Genomic DNA, 13,596 nt, shown 5'->3' with positions numbered 1-13,596 from the left:
TTGCACGATGATTTTCGACGCAGCAACAAGTCAAAGTAGATAGTATAAGCCCAACTTGAGCTGACGAGAAAGGCTTGGCGTCAGCCAAGTTTTCTTTAGATTTAGTATTAATCTTAGGATTTTACGGTACGTGTTCTTTAATCTGTTACACGTCCGCTCAAAAGATACCCCTTTTCGCTCAGAACTATGGAGCTACGCTCAAACCAGCTGTGCTACGCTCAAAATCTTGCAGTTACGCTCAAACCATACCGAGTTACGCTCAAAGCAGTGTTTTATGCCTAAAATACAGATCATGTTCGCTTTTTCTTTAACAGATTCAACGCTTTCTGGGTGTTAGCGAAATGTTTTTTTGTTGCTGTATCAAACACGGTTTCACCGAATTTCTCTACAAGCTCCGCGGCTTTTACATCAACATGAGGTCCGGCACCTTTTGGGATAACAGTGTTAAATCTTGCTCCGAGCTTATCCATTTCCTTTAAAAAACTGTACCTTGCCAAAATAGAGGCAGCTGCTACAGCCAGATGGACCGATTCTCCTTTAGTCGCAAAATACAGTCCCTCTTTCAAAAGATTTTTTTCCTTCGTTAAATAATTGAAGTAAACACCAGGTTCACAGAATTGATCAACTAAGATGCCATCAAGTTTTTCGCCTTCAATTTTAGCTTTTACATTTTGAAGCGCACGGTTATGAAGAATCGCTTTTATTTTACCTTGCGACATGCCTTTTTGCTGGAGGTCATTATATTTTTCGTTTGGCAATACGAGCAGACTATAAGGAACAGTGTGAATGAGCTCTTTTGCAATCTGTATTATTTGTTTATCATTTAAATGTTTGGAGTCTCTTACTCCAAGCTCTTTCACTAGTTCGAGCTGTGAAGCTGATACATAGGCTGCTGCCACTGTCATCGGACCAAAATAATCCCCAGTGCCAACTTCATCGCTTCCGATCATGGACAGTTCTGCTGCATTTTCTGGCGGTGCAAACCTATGCGCCGGTTTAGCTGTTTTGGTTTTATCTTTAGCAGGAGCGATTTGGCCGGAAAATTCTTTTGAAGCTTCTTCCGCGCGTTTACCCTGAAACAAGACTTTCCCTGATTGGTAGGCTGTCACTGTGCACTCGTTAAGTTTCGCAGTAAATACAGCACCAGGTGGAGTTTTATCCTGTACAGCATGAGCCAGTTCTTTTTTCATTGCTAAAATTTCAGTGTTCGTCATCTTTTTTACAACATGAGCCATTATTAATGCCTCCCAAAGTTATTGAATTTCCAAATATATCAAAAAATCTCTAGAAATGAACAGAAATATTTTCAAGTATGTACGATATTTGATAAGATGTAGATTAGAGTAAGCATCCTAAACTGTTTGATCCTTTTTATGAGAAGGAGGTTTTTTCGTGGCGGAAGACAAAAATAAAAACCGTACGACGGTCGAGATCTATGGACAGCGCTATGTAATTGCAGGGACCGAAACTTCCAGCCACATTCATTTAGTAGCTGATAAAGTAGATTTAAAAATGAGAGAAATTCAGTCTCATAACCGTTTTCTTGATACTAAACAACTCGCTGTACTAACAGCAGTAAATACAATGAGTGAATATTTAAAGATTAAAGAAGAGCTGAAAAAATTGCAACAAAGAATTGGAAAAGAGGAAAGTTAATATGCTGGATTTAATTCTGTTTATCGTATTATTAGGTGGCTTTTTAATCGGTTTAAAACGTGGTTTTATTATGCAGCTTGTGCACTTGATCGGATTTATAGCAGCTTATATCGTTGCTTATCTGTATTATGATGATTTAGCTCCGAAGCTGGAGTTATGGGTTCCGTATCCTTCATCAAATGATAGTTCAGTATCGTTTCTGCTGAACAGTATTTCACTCGAACAGGCCTATTATAATGCGATCGCTTTTGCAATCTTATTCTTTGCAACTAAAATTATTCTGCAGATCTTAGGTTCTATGCTTGATTTTCTGGCACATTTGCCGATTTTGCACACTGCGAACAGATGGCTTGGAGGACTTTTAGGTTTTGTAGAAGTTTATCTGATTGTTTTTATCCTGCTCTATATTGCTACATTAGTCCCGATTGAATCCTTCCAGGCGTATTATGATAATTCTTGGATCGCACAGGGAATGGTTAAAAACACCCCCGTATTTTCAGAATCTGTTAAAGATATGTGGATGAAACATATGGCGTAAAACTTCTCCCTTTCTGGAGAAGTTTTTTTCACATCGAGATTAATAGAAAGGAAGTACGTTATGGCAAATAAAAAAGAGATTGTACGTACGCTGGAGCAAATTGCTCTTTATCTCGAAATTTTAGGAGAAAATTCATTTAAAGTTTCGGCTTATCGAAAAGCAGCAAATGCTCTTGAAAGTGATGAGCGTACGATGGATCAAATAAAAGATGTTTCCAAAATAAAAGGTATTGGTAAAGGAACAGCAGCGGTTATTATCGAAATGATGGATAAAGGTGAATCTGAACTTTTAATAGAGCTTCAGGAAAAAGTGCCATCAGAACTTATTACATTATTGCAAGTCCCGAACTTAGGCGGTAAAAAGATTGCGAAACTATATTCAGAACTCGGCATAACGAATATAGCATCATTAAAAGAAGCTTGTACTTCAGGGAAAGTCAGAGAGCTTGCCGGATTTGGAGCAAAAACAGAAGAGAAGATATTAACTTCTCTAGCCGATATTGGCAAACGTCCGGATAGACTTCCGATTGCATATATGCTTCCGATTGCTGAAAGGATTGAAGGACAGCTTGAAAAGATGAAACACATTGATAAATATTCGAGAGCCGGAAGTTTAAGGCGCTATCGGGAGACGATTAAGGATCTTGATTTTATTATTTCATCAAATAATCCCCACAAAGTGAAAGAGCAGCTATTAAACTTGCCGGAAGTTACCGATGTCATCGCCAGCGGTGACACAAAGGTTTCTCTCGTTATAGGAGAGAAAATAGCTGTTTCTGTAGATTTTAGAATTGTTGAGCCCGAGCAATTTGCAACCACGCTTCATCATTTTACAGGTTCCATGGAACATAACGTAAAAATGCGGCAGCTTGCAAAAAGCAGAGGAGAAAAAATCAGTGAATATGGCGTAGAGAATACAGAAACAGGTGAAATGAAAACCTTTAATACGGAAGAAGAATTTTACGAATATTTCGGATTGAATTGGATTCCACCAGAAGCAAGGGAAACGGGTGAAGAAATCGAGCTTCTAAAGGAAGAATATAATTTTATTCAGTTGTCTGATATTAAAGGTGACCTGCATCTGCATTCCACATGGAGTGACGGAGCATTCTCAATTGAAGAGATGGCTGAAGAGGCGAGAAGCCGCGGATACAAATACATGGCTATTACGGATCATTCACAATATCTCCGGGTTGCAAATGGACTTACGCCAGAGCGAATCCGCATGCAGCGCAAAGAGATTGATAAGCTGAATAAAAAGTATAAAAATTTTAAAATATTTGCTGGAATAGAGATGGATATACTCCCAGATGGTACACTTGATTATGATGATGATCTTCTGGATGAATTGGATTTTGTCATTGCCAGTATCCACTCCGCTTTTTCCCAAGATAAGAGCAAGATCATGAATCGTCTAAAAACAGCCTTACAGCATAAAAGAGTAGATTTAATCGCTCATCCTACAGGCCGTCTGATCGGGCGGCGAAAGGGTTATGACGTTGATGTGGAAATGCTGCTGCAGCTGGCGTATGAAACAGATACTGCAATAGAGCTAAATGCGAACCCGAACCGTTTGGATCTATCTCCGGACTGGTTAAGAAAAGCGCAGGAACTTGGTGTAAAGATCGCTATAAATACAGATGCACATTATAAAGAAACGATGAAACATATGGAGATTGGGGCAGCGGTAGCACGAAAAGGTTTTATTAAAAAGAGTTCTGTTATCAATACAATGAATGCAGAAGAATTTCAAGCCTATTTAAACCGTAAAAAATAGCTCAATATCCTCGGAGCAGGAGGAAAAAGAACATGCAAGAAAAAATGTTGCGAGTTTTAGAATTAAAAAAAGTGATTGAGAGACTAAAAAAACATGCAAGCTGTTCACTTGGAATAAATAAGATTGAAGCCCTTGTTCCTTTAACTGATCTACAAGAAGTGAACGAAGCTCAAGAGGCAACTGATGAAGGAGTTAAGGTTCTCCGGTTAAAAGGACAGGTTCCTTTTGGCGGTATTTTTGACATTCGTTCGAACGTGAAAAGATCTAAAATAGGAAGTCTTCTTAACGAAGAAGATCTGATGGATATTGCTTCTACACTGTATGGGGGCAGAAGATTTAAACGTTTTATTGAAGGATTGACTGAAGATGGCATCGAACTTCGCATCCTGAAGAATGCAGCAGAACAGATCATTCCATTGCATGATGTGGAACAATCTATTAAAAACTGTATTGATGATCATGGAAATATGATGGATAGTGCAAGCGGCGAGCTTAGAGCCATACGCCAGCAGCTTCGTACATTTGAAGCAAGAGTAAGAGAAAAGCTTGAATCAATCGTAAGGTCTTCAAACTATCAAAAGATGCTTTCTGACTCCATCATTACGATTCGAAATGATAGATTTGTTATTCCTGTTAAACAAGAGTACAGAGGAAACTTTGGCGGCATGGTTCATGATCAATCTGCCAGCGGAGCCACTTTATTTATTGAACCTCAATCCGTCGTAACCGTTAACAATCAGGTAAAAGAGACAAAAGCGAAAGAAGCCCGGGAAATTGAAAAGATCTTAAGGGAGCTGACTGCACAAGTTGCAGAAGTGGCTGATGATATTCTGTTAAACGTGAATGTTTTGGCAGAGGTTGACTTTATTTTAGCTAAAGCAAGATTTGCAGCAGAACTTAAATGCACAAGGCCTATTATGAATGACAAAGGATACATTGCATTGAATAATGGGCGGCACCCGCTTCTTGATCAAACGACGGTCGTCCCAACGAGCGTCAAGCTTGGCGGGGAGTATCAATCCCTTGTTATCACGGGTCCAAATACAGGGGGGAAGACGGTTACTTTAAAGACAATTGGACTTCTCACACTAATGGCGCAATGTGGTTTGCAGATTCCAGCTCAGGAAGAGTCTGAAATGGCAGTGTTTAAAAGTATTTTTGCTGACATTGGAGATGAGCAGTCCATTGAGCAATCGCTGAGTACCTTTTCTTCCCATATGGTGAATATTGTTGAGATTCTCAACAAGCTCGATTATGAGTCACTCGTACTTTTTGATGAACTTGGAGCTGGAACAGATCCCCAAGAAGGTGCAGCGCTTGCGATTTCCATACTTGATTTTGTATTTGCAAGAGGTGCACGTGTAGTGGCAACTACCCATTATAGTGAACTTAAAGCATATGCATACAACCGTGAGGGCGTTATGAATGCTTCAGTTGAATTCGATGTGCAGACTTTACGTCCTACTTACAGGCTGTTAGTAGGGGTTCCGGGACGAAGCAATGCATTTGAAATATCAAAACGGCTTGGATTGCGTCAAGATATTATCGATGCAGCACGTTCTCAAATAAGTGAAGATGAAAATAAGATTGACAATATGATCAGGTCTCTGGAAGACAATCGTAAACAAGCAGAGAAAGAAATGCATGAAGCTGAGGCTAAGAGAAAAGAAGCAGAAGCGATAAAGGCTGATCTTGAACGTGAGCTTGAACTTTATCAGAATGAGAAAGAACGATTGTATCAAAAGGCAAAAGAAGAAGCTGAAAAAGCTGTTGAAAAAGCAAGGGAAACGGCTGAAGAAATCATCTGGGAAATCCGTGAGCTTCAAAAAGCAGGCGGACAAATCAAAGAACATAAACTGATTGAAGCTAAAAAGAGATTAGAAGAAGCAGTACCGAAATCTAAGGCAAAGAATAAGAACCCAAAAACCACTTCCACTAAGAAAGAATATGTTCCAGGTGACGAAGTAAGGGTATTAAGCGTCGGACAAAAGGGACACATCGTTGAAAAAGTCAGCAGCAATGAATACCAAGTTCAGATTGGGATATTAAAGATGAATGTTTCAGAGCGGGATCTGGAATGGGTAAAAGAATCAAAGCCAAAACCCGAACCTCGTGCCTTTGTTAAAGTGACTGGTACTTCAGATTCAACACGTCCGGAACTCGACCTTCGAGGCAAGAGATACGAAGATGCAATGCTGGAAGTTGACCGTTATTTAGATGATGCATTAATGGCTGGCTTTAACCAGGTATATATTATTCACGGCAAAGGCACAGGTGCTCTTCGTAAAGGCGTGCAGGAACTGTTAAAATCACATCGTAATGTAAAGTCTACAAGAATGGGTGCTGCAGGCGAAGGTGGAGGCGGAGTCACAGTGGCTGTGTTAAAATAATCAGGGGTTGGTGCTGAAAGTTCGGTTTTCAAAATTTCTATGTGGCTCACTCGTGTTTATCAGTGGTTTCACTGTCTTTCTGCTATATTGAAGGTCTTATACGGAGATGAGCCGGAGCAAATTAGTAAAAACCAACAAAGCCACGTAAAGGGGTTGTGCGGATGGATTTTATGAGTAACGCATTTGTTAAAACAGCAGCAAACTACAGCGTTGTTGTTCTTTGCCTTGTTTTGTTTTTGGCTGTATTTGAGCTCGTAACACGATATAAGAACTGGGTTGAAATTAAGAATGGAAATCTGTCAGTAGCAATGGCAACAGGCGGAAAAATCTTTGGGATCGCAAATATATTCCGTTACTCAATTTCACAGAATGATTCTTTGATCTTGATGGTCATGTGGGGAATATATGGCTTTATCCTGCTTCTTATCGGTTACTTTATTTATGAATTTTTAACACCAAAATTTCAGATTGACAAAGAAATAGAAAATGACAACAGGGCAGTTGGTTTTATTTCGATGGTCATATCGATCGGGTTGTCATTTGTTATTGGTGAAGGAATTGAATAGTTGAAGGGATAAAATATGGAAACTTTATTTAAAGTGCTTTTTGTACTTAGTGGTGTATTTATCACTGCAGGCTTTATTTATTTATTATTTTTCGCATGATGAAAACCAGATCTCTGCCTACGAGATCTGGTTTTTTTTGGATGTAATTTTACCGATTATTTTTAATTTTTAAAAAAGTATATAAAATTGTATGCGTTTTCAATATAATAAGAATAAAGATATAGAAATTTTGAAGGAAGGCGTGAATTAAAGGAGGAGATGCAAGTGGAAAGAAGGTGGCTTAACAGTTACCCAAGTGAAATTCCGGGACATCTTGATTACGACAGCAAACCTTTATTCGCGTATTTAGAAGAAGCAGCAGAACAGAAAAAAGACAATACTGCTGTACATTTTTTAGGCAAGACTTTATCGTTCGGTGAACTGTATGAAAGCAGCCTGCGATTTGCTCATTCACTTTCAACATTGGGAGTGAAAAAAGGTGACCGTGTAGCTATCATGCTGCCAAACTGTCCGCAGGCAGTTATCGCTTATTACGGAACTTTGCTTTTAGGCGGGATTGTGGTTCAGACGAACCCTCTTTACACCGAAAGAGAGCTGCGCCACCAGCTTTCGGACAGTGGAGCAAAGGTAATAGTCGGTTTGGATTTGCTGTTTGGAAGAATTTCTGCTGTACGGAATGATACGAGTATCGAGCACGTAATAATGACGTCTATCAAGGATTACTTGCCTTTTCCAAAAAATCTTTTTTACCCGTTTGTACAAAAAAGGCAAAATCCTACGGTGGTAGTCAACATTTCGTATAATCATGAAGTTCATTCTTTTACAGATCTGCTAAAACGTTCAAAACCCGTTAAACCGCAAGTAAATATCACTCCAGATGAGGATTTGGCTTTATTGCAATATACGGGCGGCACAACGGGACCAGCAAAAGGGGTTATGCTCACACATAAGAACCTGGTAGTTAATGCTTTGCAATGTAATGCCTGGATGTACAAGAATCGAGATGGAAAAGAAAAAATATTGGGAGCACTTCCTTTTTTCCATGTGTATGGCATGACTTGTGTGATGAATTTAGGGATCATGACAAAAGCACAGATGATCATCCTTCCGAAATTCGACCCGGCTCAAGTACTCAAAACGATTCATAAAGAACGTCCTACCCTTTTTCCGGGCGCTCCTACTATGTATATTGCGCTGCTTAACCATCCGGATTTAAAGAAGTATGACCTTTCTTCAATTCAGGCATGCATAAGCGGTTCCGCCGCTTTGCCGCTCGATGTTCAGGAAAAGTTTCAGGCTATTATTTCAGGTTCATTAGTTGAAGGCTATGGTCTAACAGAAGCTTCTCCTGTAACACATGCCAATCTAATTTACGGAGAGCAGGTTAAAGGAAGTATTGGTTTACCATGGCCAAACACGGAAGCAGCTATTATATCTGCTGAAACCGGCGAATGGGCAGAACCCGGTGAAATCGGTGAACTCGCTGTAAAGGGCCCGCAAGTCATGAAAGGGTATTGGAACCAGCCGGAAGAGACTGCTTCTGTATTCCGGGATGACTGGCTGATCACAGGCGATATGGGATATATGGACGAAAGAGGCTATTTTTACATTGTTGACCGTAAAAAAGATCTCATCATAGCCGGTGGCTTTAACATTTATCCAAGAGAAGTAGAAGAGGTTTTATACGAGCATGAAAGTGTAAAAGAAGCAGTAGTCGTCGGTGTGCCAGATGAATATCGGGGTGAAACGGTTAAAGCATTTATTGTTCTAAAAGAGGGCGCTGAATGTAATGAAGAAGAACTGAATAAGTATTGTCGAGAGCATCTTGCATCGTTTAAAGTGCCAAGACTGTATGAATTTAGGGATGAGCTTCCAAAAACAATGGTTGGAAAGATCCTCCGCAGAGTACTGCTGGAAGAAGAACGTGAAAAAGCAAAACAAAACAACTGATCAAACACCTAAAAACCGCCATCGTGCGGTTTTTATCTTTTAAAAAGAAAATATATCTTCCTGCTTGTCAACGTTTATAAAAAAATGACATAATGAAATTGACAGAAAAGAAAGATTTGTTTTACAATTATGAATGAACAATCATTCATTTTTTATTGATTGTGTTATAAACAAATGAGGCGATAGTTATGAAGCGTAAAGGTCCAAAATACGAAAAAATTATTGATGCTGCCGTTAACGTTATTGCAGAACACGGTTACCATCAATCCCAAGTTTCGAAGATTGCGAAAGAAGCAGGTGTCGCTGATGGCACCATATATCTTTACTTCAAGAATAAAGAAGATCTGCTTGTTTCTGTTTTTAATGAAAAGATGGGGACCTTTATCGAAAAAACAGAAAACGAGCTAAAGAATAACGATACGGCGATCGAAAAACTTCGGACACTCGTCGAGATGCATTTCAAGCAATTAACTGCAGATTACGAATTATCAATCGTAACTCAATTAGAACTGCGCCAGACAAACAGGCAGCTTCGGGCCAAAATAGGTGAGGTATTAAAAGGGTATCTGAATTTAATAGACACCATACTGACTGACGGCATGAATGAAGGTGTGTTTGTAAAAGATTTGGATTACAGGCTGGCCAGACAGATGATCTTCGGAACGATTGATGAAACGGCTACAAACTGGGTGATGAATGATCATCGATATGATTTGCCGGCACTAGCCGGTCCAGTTCATCAAATGCTAGTTAATGGTTTGGCGGCCCGATCTGTGCATAAGAATTAATTCATTTTGGAGGAGGATTGATAAAGTGGACTATCTACAAATTGAAAAACAAGGCAAAGTGGCTACTATAAAACTTAATCGGGCACCTGCAAACGCACTTTCTACCGGTGTTATACAGGAAATTGACTTAGCGCTGGATCAAATAGAGAAAGATAACTCGGTGAAAACAGTTGTTATCCTTGGAGAAGGACGTTTCTTTTCAGCAGGAGCGGATATTAAGGAATTTACTGAAGTCCCTGATGAAAAAGGTTTTGCAGAGCTGGGAAAAAAAGGTCAGGACGTTTTTAACCGTATCGAGCAATTTTCGAAGCCGGTTATTGCAGCGATTCATGGTGCAGCACTTGGAGGCGGCTTGGAACTTGCGATGAGCTGTCATGTGCGTCTTGTAGCAGAAGATGCAAAGCTAGGTCTTCCTGAGCTCACTTTAGGACTCATTCCCGGTTTTGCAGGTACCCAAAGACTTCCTCAGCTGGTCGGGGTCCCTAAAGCATGTGAGATGCTCTTATCCAGTCAGCCGATTACAGGAAAAGAAGCAGTATCATTTGGTTTAGCCAATGACTCATTTCTTGTTGAAGAACTTTTTGAAAAGGCTTACAAAATGGCAGAAAGTTTCTCAGATAAAAGTGCTGTTTCCATTAAATACACCTTAGAGTTATTGAATTATGCAAAACATGGTTTCTATGAAAAGGGAGCAGAAAGAGAACAGGAACTGTTTGGAAAAGCTTTTAAGAGCCATGACGGTCAAGAGGGCATCCAAGCATTTATTGAAAAAAGAAAGCCTGTATTTCAGGACCGATAATTTTAGGAGGGGTAATAATGAACATTTATGTTATTTTAAAACGTACCTTCGATACAGAAGAAAAAATTTCAGTTTCTAACAACAAAATCTCTGAAGACAGTGCAGAATTTATCATCAATCCTTATGATGAGTATGCGATTGAAGAAGCAATCACCCTAAAGGATGCGCATGGCGGTACAGTTACAGTTGTAACAGTAGGCGATGAAGATTCTGAAAAAGAACTTCGTACAGCACTAGCAATGGGCGCTGATCAAGCAGTCCTCATTTCAAATGAAGATTTGGACAGCCAGGATCCATTCACAACATCATCTGTTTTAGCTGCTTATTTTAAAGATAAAGAATTTGACATTATTTTAGGCGGAAATGTGGCAATCGATAATGGAACAGGCCAAGTAGGTCCTCGTTTAGCAGAGCTTCTTGATATACCGCATGTTACAACGATTACGAAAATTGAAATTAACGGTACAACGGTAAATATTGAACGAGATGTAGAAGGAGATCTTGAAAAGATTGAAACTTCACTTCCTCTATTAGTGACTGCTCAGCAAGGATTAAATGAGCCTCGCTATCCGTCTCTCCCAGGGATTATGAAAGCAAAGAAGAAACCGCTGGAGACTTTGGAGCTGGATGACCTTGATATCGATGAAGATGATGTAGAAGCAAAAACAAAAACGGTAGAAATTTATCTTCCTCCTAAAAAGGAAGCTGGAAAAATCTTATCTGGTGATACAGCGGATCAAGTAAAAGAACTTGTATCTCTGTTAAGAAACGAAGCAAAGGTAATATAAGGAGGAGACATCATGGCAAAAAAAGTTTTAGTACTTGCAGAATCTCGTGACGGCTCATTGCGTAACGTATCATTTGAAGCAATTGCAGCAGCAAAAGAAATTTCAGGAGGAGGAGAAGTGTTCGCTGTATTGTGTGGAGAATCTGTTCAATCCCTTGCGAATGACTTGATCCATTACGGTGCTGACCGTGTTCTCGTAGCTGAAAATGAAAAGCTCGCAAACTATACCACAGATGGCTACTATCAAGCTTTGAAACAAATCATTGATGATGAAAAACCGGAAGCAATCGTATTCGGGCATACATCATTAGGAAAAGACTTATCACCGAGACTGGCAGCACGATTAGAATCAGGTCTTATTTCAGACGTTACAGGATTGGAACAAGCAGGTGAAAACACTGTATTTACACGTCCTGTATACTCTGGAAAAGCATTTGAAAAGAAATTAATCAATGATGGACTTGTATTTGTTACAATCCGTCCGAATAACATTGCACCACTTGAAAAAGACGAGTCACGTTCCGGAGAAGTAAAATCAGTATCAGTAGAAATCAAGGATTTAAGAACTATAGTGAAAGAAGTTGTCCGCAAGGCTACTACTGGGGTTGATCTTTCAGAAGCAAAAATTATTGTTGCTGGCGGACGAGGAGTAAAGTCCGAAGATGGCTTCAAGCCTCTTCAAGAGCTTGCTGATGTTCTTGGTGCAGCAGTTGGTGCTTCCCGCGGAGCTTGTGATGCTGACTATTGTGACTACTCGCTGCAGATTGGCCAAACAGGTAAAGTTGTAACTCCTGATTTATATATCGCTTGCGGAATCTCCGGAGCAATTCAGCACTTAGCTGGTATGTCCAACTCAAAAGTAATCGTGGCGATCAATAAGGATCCAGAAGCAAGCATCTTTTCAGTAGCTGATTATGGGATCGTTGGAGATCTGTTTGAAGTCGTTCCTTTATTAACAGAAGAGTTCAAGAAAGTGTTAGTATAGAAGTAAGAATGAAAAACGTCCGGTCTTCGCTGGACGTTTTTTTGTTAAACGATACAGGAAACAAGTAAGGGGGAATATCGGGTGACGACGATTGCTTTTATCCGTCATGGGGAAACAGATTGGAACATAGAAAGAAGAGCTCAAGGCTGCATGGATATTCCACTTAATAATCAAGGACAAAAGCAGGCAAAAGCTCTTGCAGAACGTTTTCGTAATGATATCTGGGATGTTATTTATGCCAGTCCGTTATCAAGAGCTTTTAAAACAGCTGAAGCCATCAGTGAGTTATCAGGCTTAAAAGTAGTATTGGACGAAAGACTGCGAGAAATCTCTTTTGGGGAAACAGAAGGAACAACAGAAGCTGAAAGAATAGAACGCTGGGGCGAAGATTGGAAGACATTGGATCTGGGAAGAGAAACAAATGAACAAGCGGATGAACGCTGGAAAGCAGTACTAGAAGAGATTGTGCTAAATCATAAAAATCAAAAAGTGCTGATTGTGACTCACGGTGCATTATTAGTACGGATCTACAAATATCTTCTCCAGGATAAAACAGATAAATGGTATGGATTGAATAACACGTCCCTCTCAATATTTAAACTTGATGATCAAAGTTGGTCTTGTGAATTATTTAATTGTCAAAAACACTTGGAAGAGACACAGACCATTTAACGTTTGTCATTTTTAAAACTTGGGTACCATAATGTTGAGCAAACTATTAGCAACTGTGTAATTTGTGGTGATATACTTTGTTTACACTTTGTTAATTCAAAAGGAGGGCCAAATAAATGGCTATTGTTAATGCATCAGATCAAACATTTAATACAGAAACGAACGAAGGTTTAGTACTTGCTGATTTCTGGGCACCATGGTGCGGACCTTGTAAAATGATTGCGCCAGTTCTTGAAGAAGTTGATCAAGAAATGGAAGAACTGAAAGTAGTTAAGCTGGATGTTGATGAGAATCAAGAAACAGCAGGAAAATATGGTGTAATGAGTATTCCTACACTGCTAGTATTCAAAGACGGTCAAGTGGTTGATCAAGTTGTAGGATTCCAGCCAAAAGAAGCGCTAGTTGAACTTCTGAACAAACATAAGTAAGTTACGGAAAGCCCGGTACTCGGGCTTTTTTTATTTGGCAATGTGATTTCGGGAATGTGCTCTGTAAGGAGGAGACCTGTCAAAAAACATCAGAGTATCCTTCCAATGATACAAAATGAGTCATGATGCAAATTGGCCTGCTCCTGCAGGTCTTTTTTTAAAAATTAAAAGGTATAATGGATAAGCTGCATAAACTAAAAAAGTCCATTTCTATGATATTATGTATAAATAACAGTGAATGAACAGGGGGGTGGATAATAA

Annotated in this window: 13 protein-coding genes; 12 read left to right on the top strand and 1 reads right to left on the bottom strand. The window is 39.5% G+C overall.

The window, feature by feature from the left end:
* Nucleotides 1–290: 290 nt before the first annotated feature.
* Nucleotides 291–1,235: a ribonuclease HIII gene (gene rnhC, locus M3196_RS04730; protein WP_251321072.1), complete on the bottom strand. Its 945-nt coding sequence runs from the start codon at nucleotides 1,233–1,235 to the stop codon at nucleotides 291–293.
* Nucleotides 1,236–1,392: 157 nt separating this feature from the next.
* Here rnhC and zapA point away from each other — a divergent pair, with 157 nt between their 5' ends.
* The 12 genes from zapA to trxA all read left to right on the top strand — a co-directional run bounded on the left by zapA (nucleotide 1,393) and on the right by trxA (nucleotide 13,335).
* On the top strand, nucleotides 1,393–1,656 hold the full coding sequence (gene zapA, locus M3196_RS04725) for a cell division protein ZapA (RefSeq protein WP_251321071.1): 264 nt from the start codon (nucleotides 1,393–1,395) through the stop codon (nucleotides 1,654–1,656).
* Between the two features lies 1 nt (nucleotide 1,657).
* Nucleotides 1,658–2,194 (top strand): CvpA family protein, encoded by a 537-nt coding sequence (locus tag M3196_RS04720; RefSeq protein WP_251321070.1) that lies wholly within the window; start codon nucleotides 1,658–1,660, stop codon nucleotides 2,192–2,194.
* Nucleotides 2,195–2,254: 60 nt separating this feature from the next.
* Complete coding sequence (polX, locus tag M3196_RS04715; protein WP_251321069.1) at nucleotides 2,255–3,970, top strand: DNA polymerase/3'-5' exonuclease PolX; 1,716 nt, start codon at nucleotides 2,255–2,257, stop codon at nucleotides 3,968–3,970.
* Between the two features lie 32 nt (nucleotides 3,971–4,002).
* Nucleotides 4,003–6,360, top strand: coding sequence for an endonuclease MutS2 (locus tag M3196_RS04710; protein ID WP_251321068.1), 2,358 nt, complete (start codon nucleotides 4,003–4,005; stop codon nucleotides 6,358–6,360).
* A gap of 161 nt (nucleotides 6,361–6,521) precedes the next feature.
* Entirely contained in the window at nucleotides 6,522–6,926 is a 405-nt protein-coding gene (locus M3196_RS04705) for a DUF350 domain-containing protein (protein WP_251321067.1), read from the top strand.
* 258 nt (nucleotides 6,927–7,184) lie between these two features.
* Nucleotides 7,185–8,876: an AMP-binding protein gene (locus M3196_RS04700; RefSeq protein ID WP_251321066.1), complete on the top strand. Its 1,692-nt coding sequence runs from the start codon at nucleotides 7,185–7,187 to the stop codon at nucleotides 8,874–8,876.
* A 188-nt stretch (nucleotides 8,877–9,064) separates the two neighbouring features.
* Nucleotides 9,065–9,664, top strand: a complete 600-nt coding sequence (locus M3196_RS04695; protein WP_251321065.1) for a TetR/AcrR family transcriptional regulator — start codon at nucleotides 9,065–9,067, stop codon at nucleotides 9,662–9,664.
* Nucleotides 9,665–9,689: 25 nt separating this feature from the next.
* Nucleotides 9,690–10,463, top strand: a complete 774-nt coding sequence (locus tag M3196_RS04690; RefSeq protein ID WP_251321064.1) for an enoyl-CoA hydratase — start codon at nucleotides 9,690–9,692, stop codon at nucleotides 10,461–10,463.
* Nucleotides 10,464–10,480: 17 nt separating this feature from the next.
* Entirely contained in the window at nucleotides 10,481–11,251 is a 771-nt protein-coding gene (locus tag M3196_RS04685) for an electron transfer flavoprotein subunit beta/FixA family protein (protein WP_251321063.1), read from the top strand.
* Between the two features lie 12 nt (nucleotides 11,252–11,263).
* A complete protein-coding gene (locus M3196_RS04680) occupies nucleotides 11,264–12,235 on the top strand; it encodes an electron transfer flavoprotein subunit alpha/FixB family protein (protein ID WP_251321062.1) in 972 nt (323 codons plus the stop codon).
* An 81-nt stretch (nucleotides 12,236–12,316) separates the two neighbouring features.
* Nucleotides 12,317–12,907 (top strand): histidine phosphatase family protein, encoded by a 591-nt coding sequence (locus tag M3196_RS04675; protein WP_251321061.1) that lies wholly within the window; start codon nucleotides 12,317–12,319, stop codon nucleotides 12,905–12,907.
* A gap of 116 nt (nucleotides 12,908–13,023) precedes the next feature.
* Nucleotides 13,024–13,335 (top strand): thioredoxin, encoded by a 312-nt coding sequence (trxA, locus tag M3196_RS04670; RefSeq protein WP_066243558.1) that lies wholly within the window; start codon nucleotides 13,024–13,026, stop codon nucleotides 13,333–13,335.
* Nucleotides 13,336–13,596: the final 261 nt, after the last annotated feature.

Source organism: Fictibacillus nanhaiensis, assembly GCF_023715445.1.
Classification (GTDB): domain Bacteria; phylum Bacillota; class Bacilli; order Bacillales; family Fictibacillaceae; genus Fictibacillus; species Fictibacillus nanhaiensis_D.
Note: the sequence above shows the minus strand (reverse complement) of the source record. Positions and strands in the feature narration are given on the sequence as shown.

Excerpts from the sequence above, each read along its gene's own strand:
- polX (WP_251321069.1), top strand. The coding sequence starts at position 2,255 with ATGGCAAATAAAAAAGAGATTGTACGTACGCTGGAGCAAATTGCTCTT.
- rnhC (WP_251321072.1), bottom strand. The coding sequence starts at position 1,235 with ATGGCTCATGTTGTAAAAAAGATGACGAACACTGAAATTTTAGCAATG.
- trxA (WP_066243558.1), top strand. The coding sequence starts at position 13,024 with ATGGCTATTGTTAATGCATCAGATCAAACATTTAATACAGAAACGAAC.
- M3196_RS04705 (WP_251321067.1), top strand. The coding sequence starts at position 6,522 with ATGGATTTTATGAGTAACGCATTTGTTAAAACAGCAGCAAACTACAGC.
- M3196_RS04720 (WP_251321070.1), top strand. The coding sequence starts at position 1,658 with ATGCTGGATTTAATTCTGTTTATCGTATTATTAGGTGGCTTTTTAATC.
- M3196_RS04700 (WP_251321066.1), top strand. The coding sequence starts at position 7,185 with ATGCAAGTGGAAAGAAGGTGGCTTAACAGTTACCCAAGTGAAATTCCG.
- M3196_RS04695 (WP_251321065.1), top strand. The coding sequence starts at position 9,065 with ATGAAGCGTAAAGGTCCAAAATACGAAAAAATTATTGATGCTGCCGTT.
- M3196_RS04680 (WP_251321062.1), top strand. The coding sequence starts at position 11,264 with ATGGCAAAAAAAGTTTTAGTACTTGCAGAATCTCGTGACGGCTCATTG.
- M3196_RS04685 (WP_251321063.1), top strand. The coding sequence starts at position 10,481 with ATGAACATTTATGTTATTTTAAAACGTACCTTCGATACAGAAGAAAAA.
- M3196_RS04710 (WP_251321068.1), top strand. The coding sequence starts at position 4,003 with ATGCAAGAAAAAATGTTGCGAGTTTTAGAATTAAAAAAAGTGATTGAG.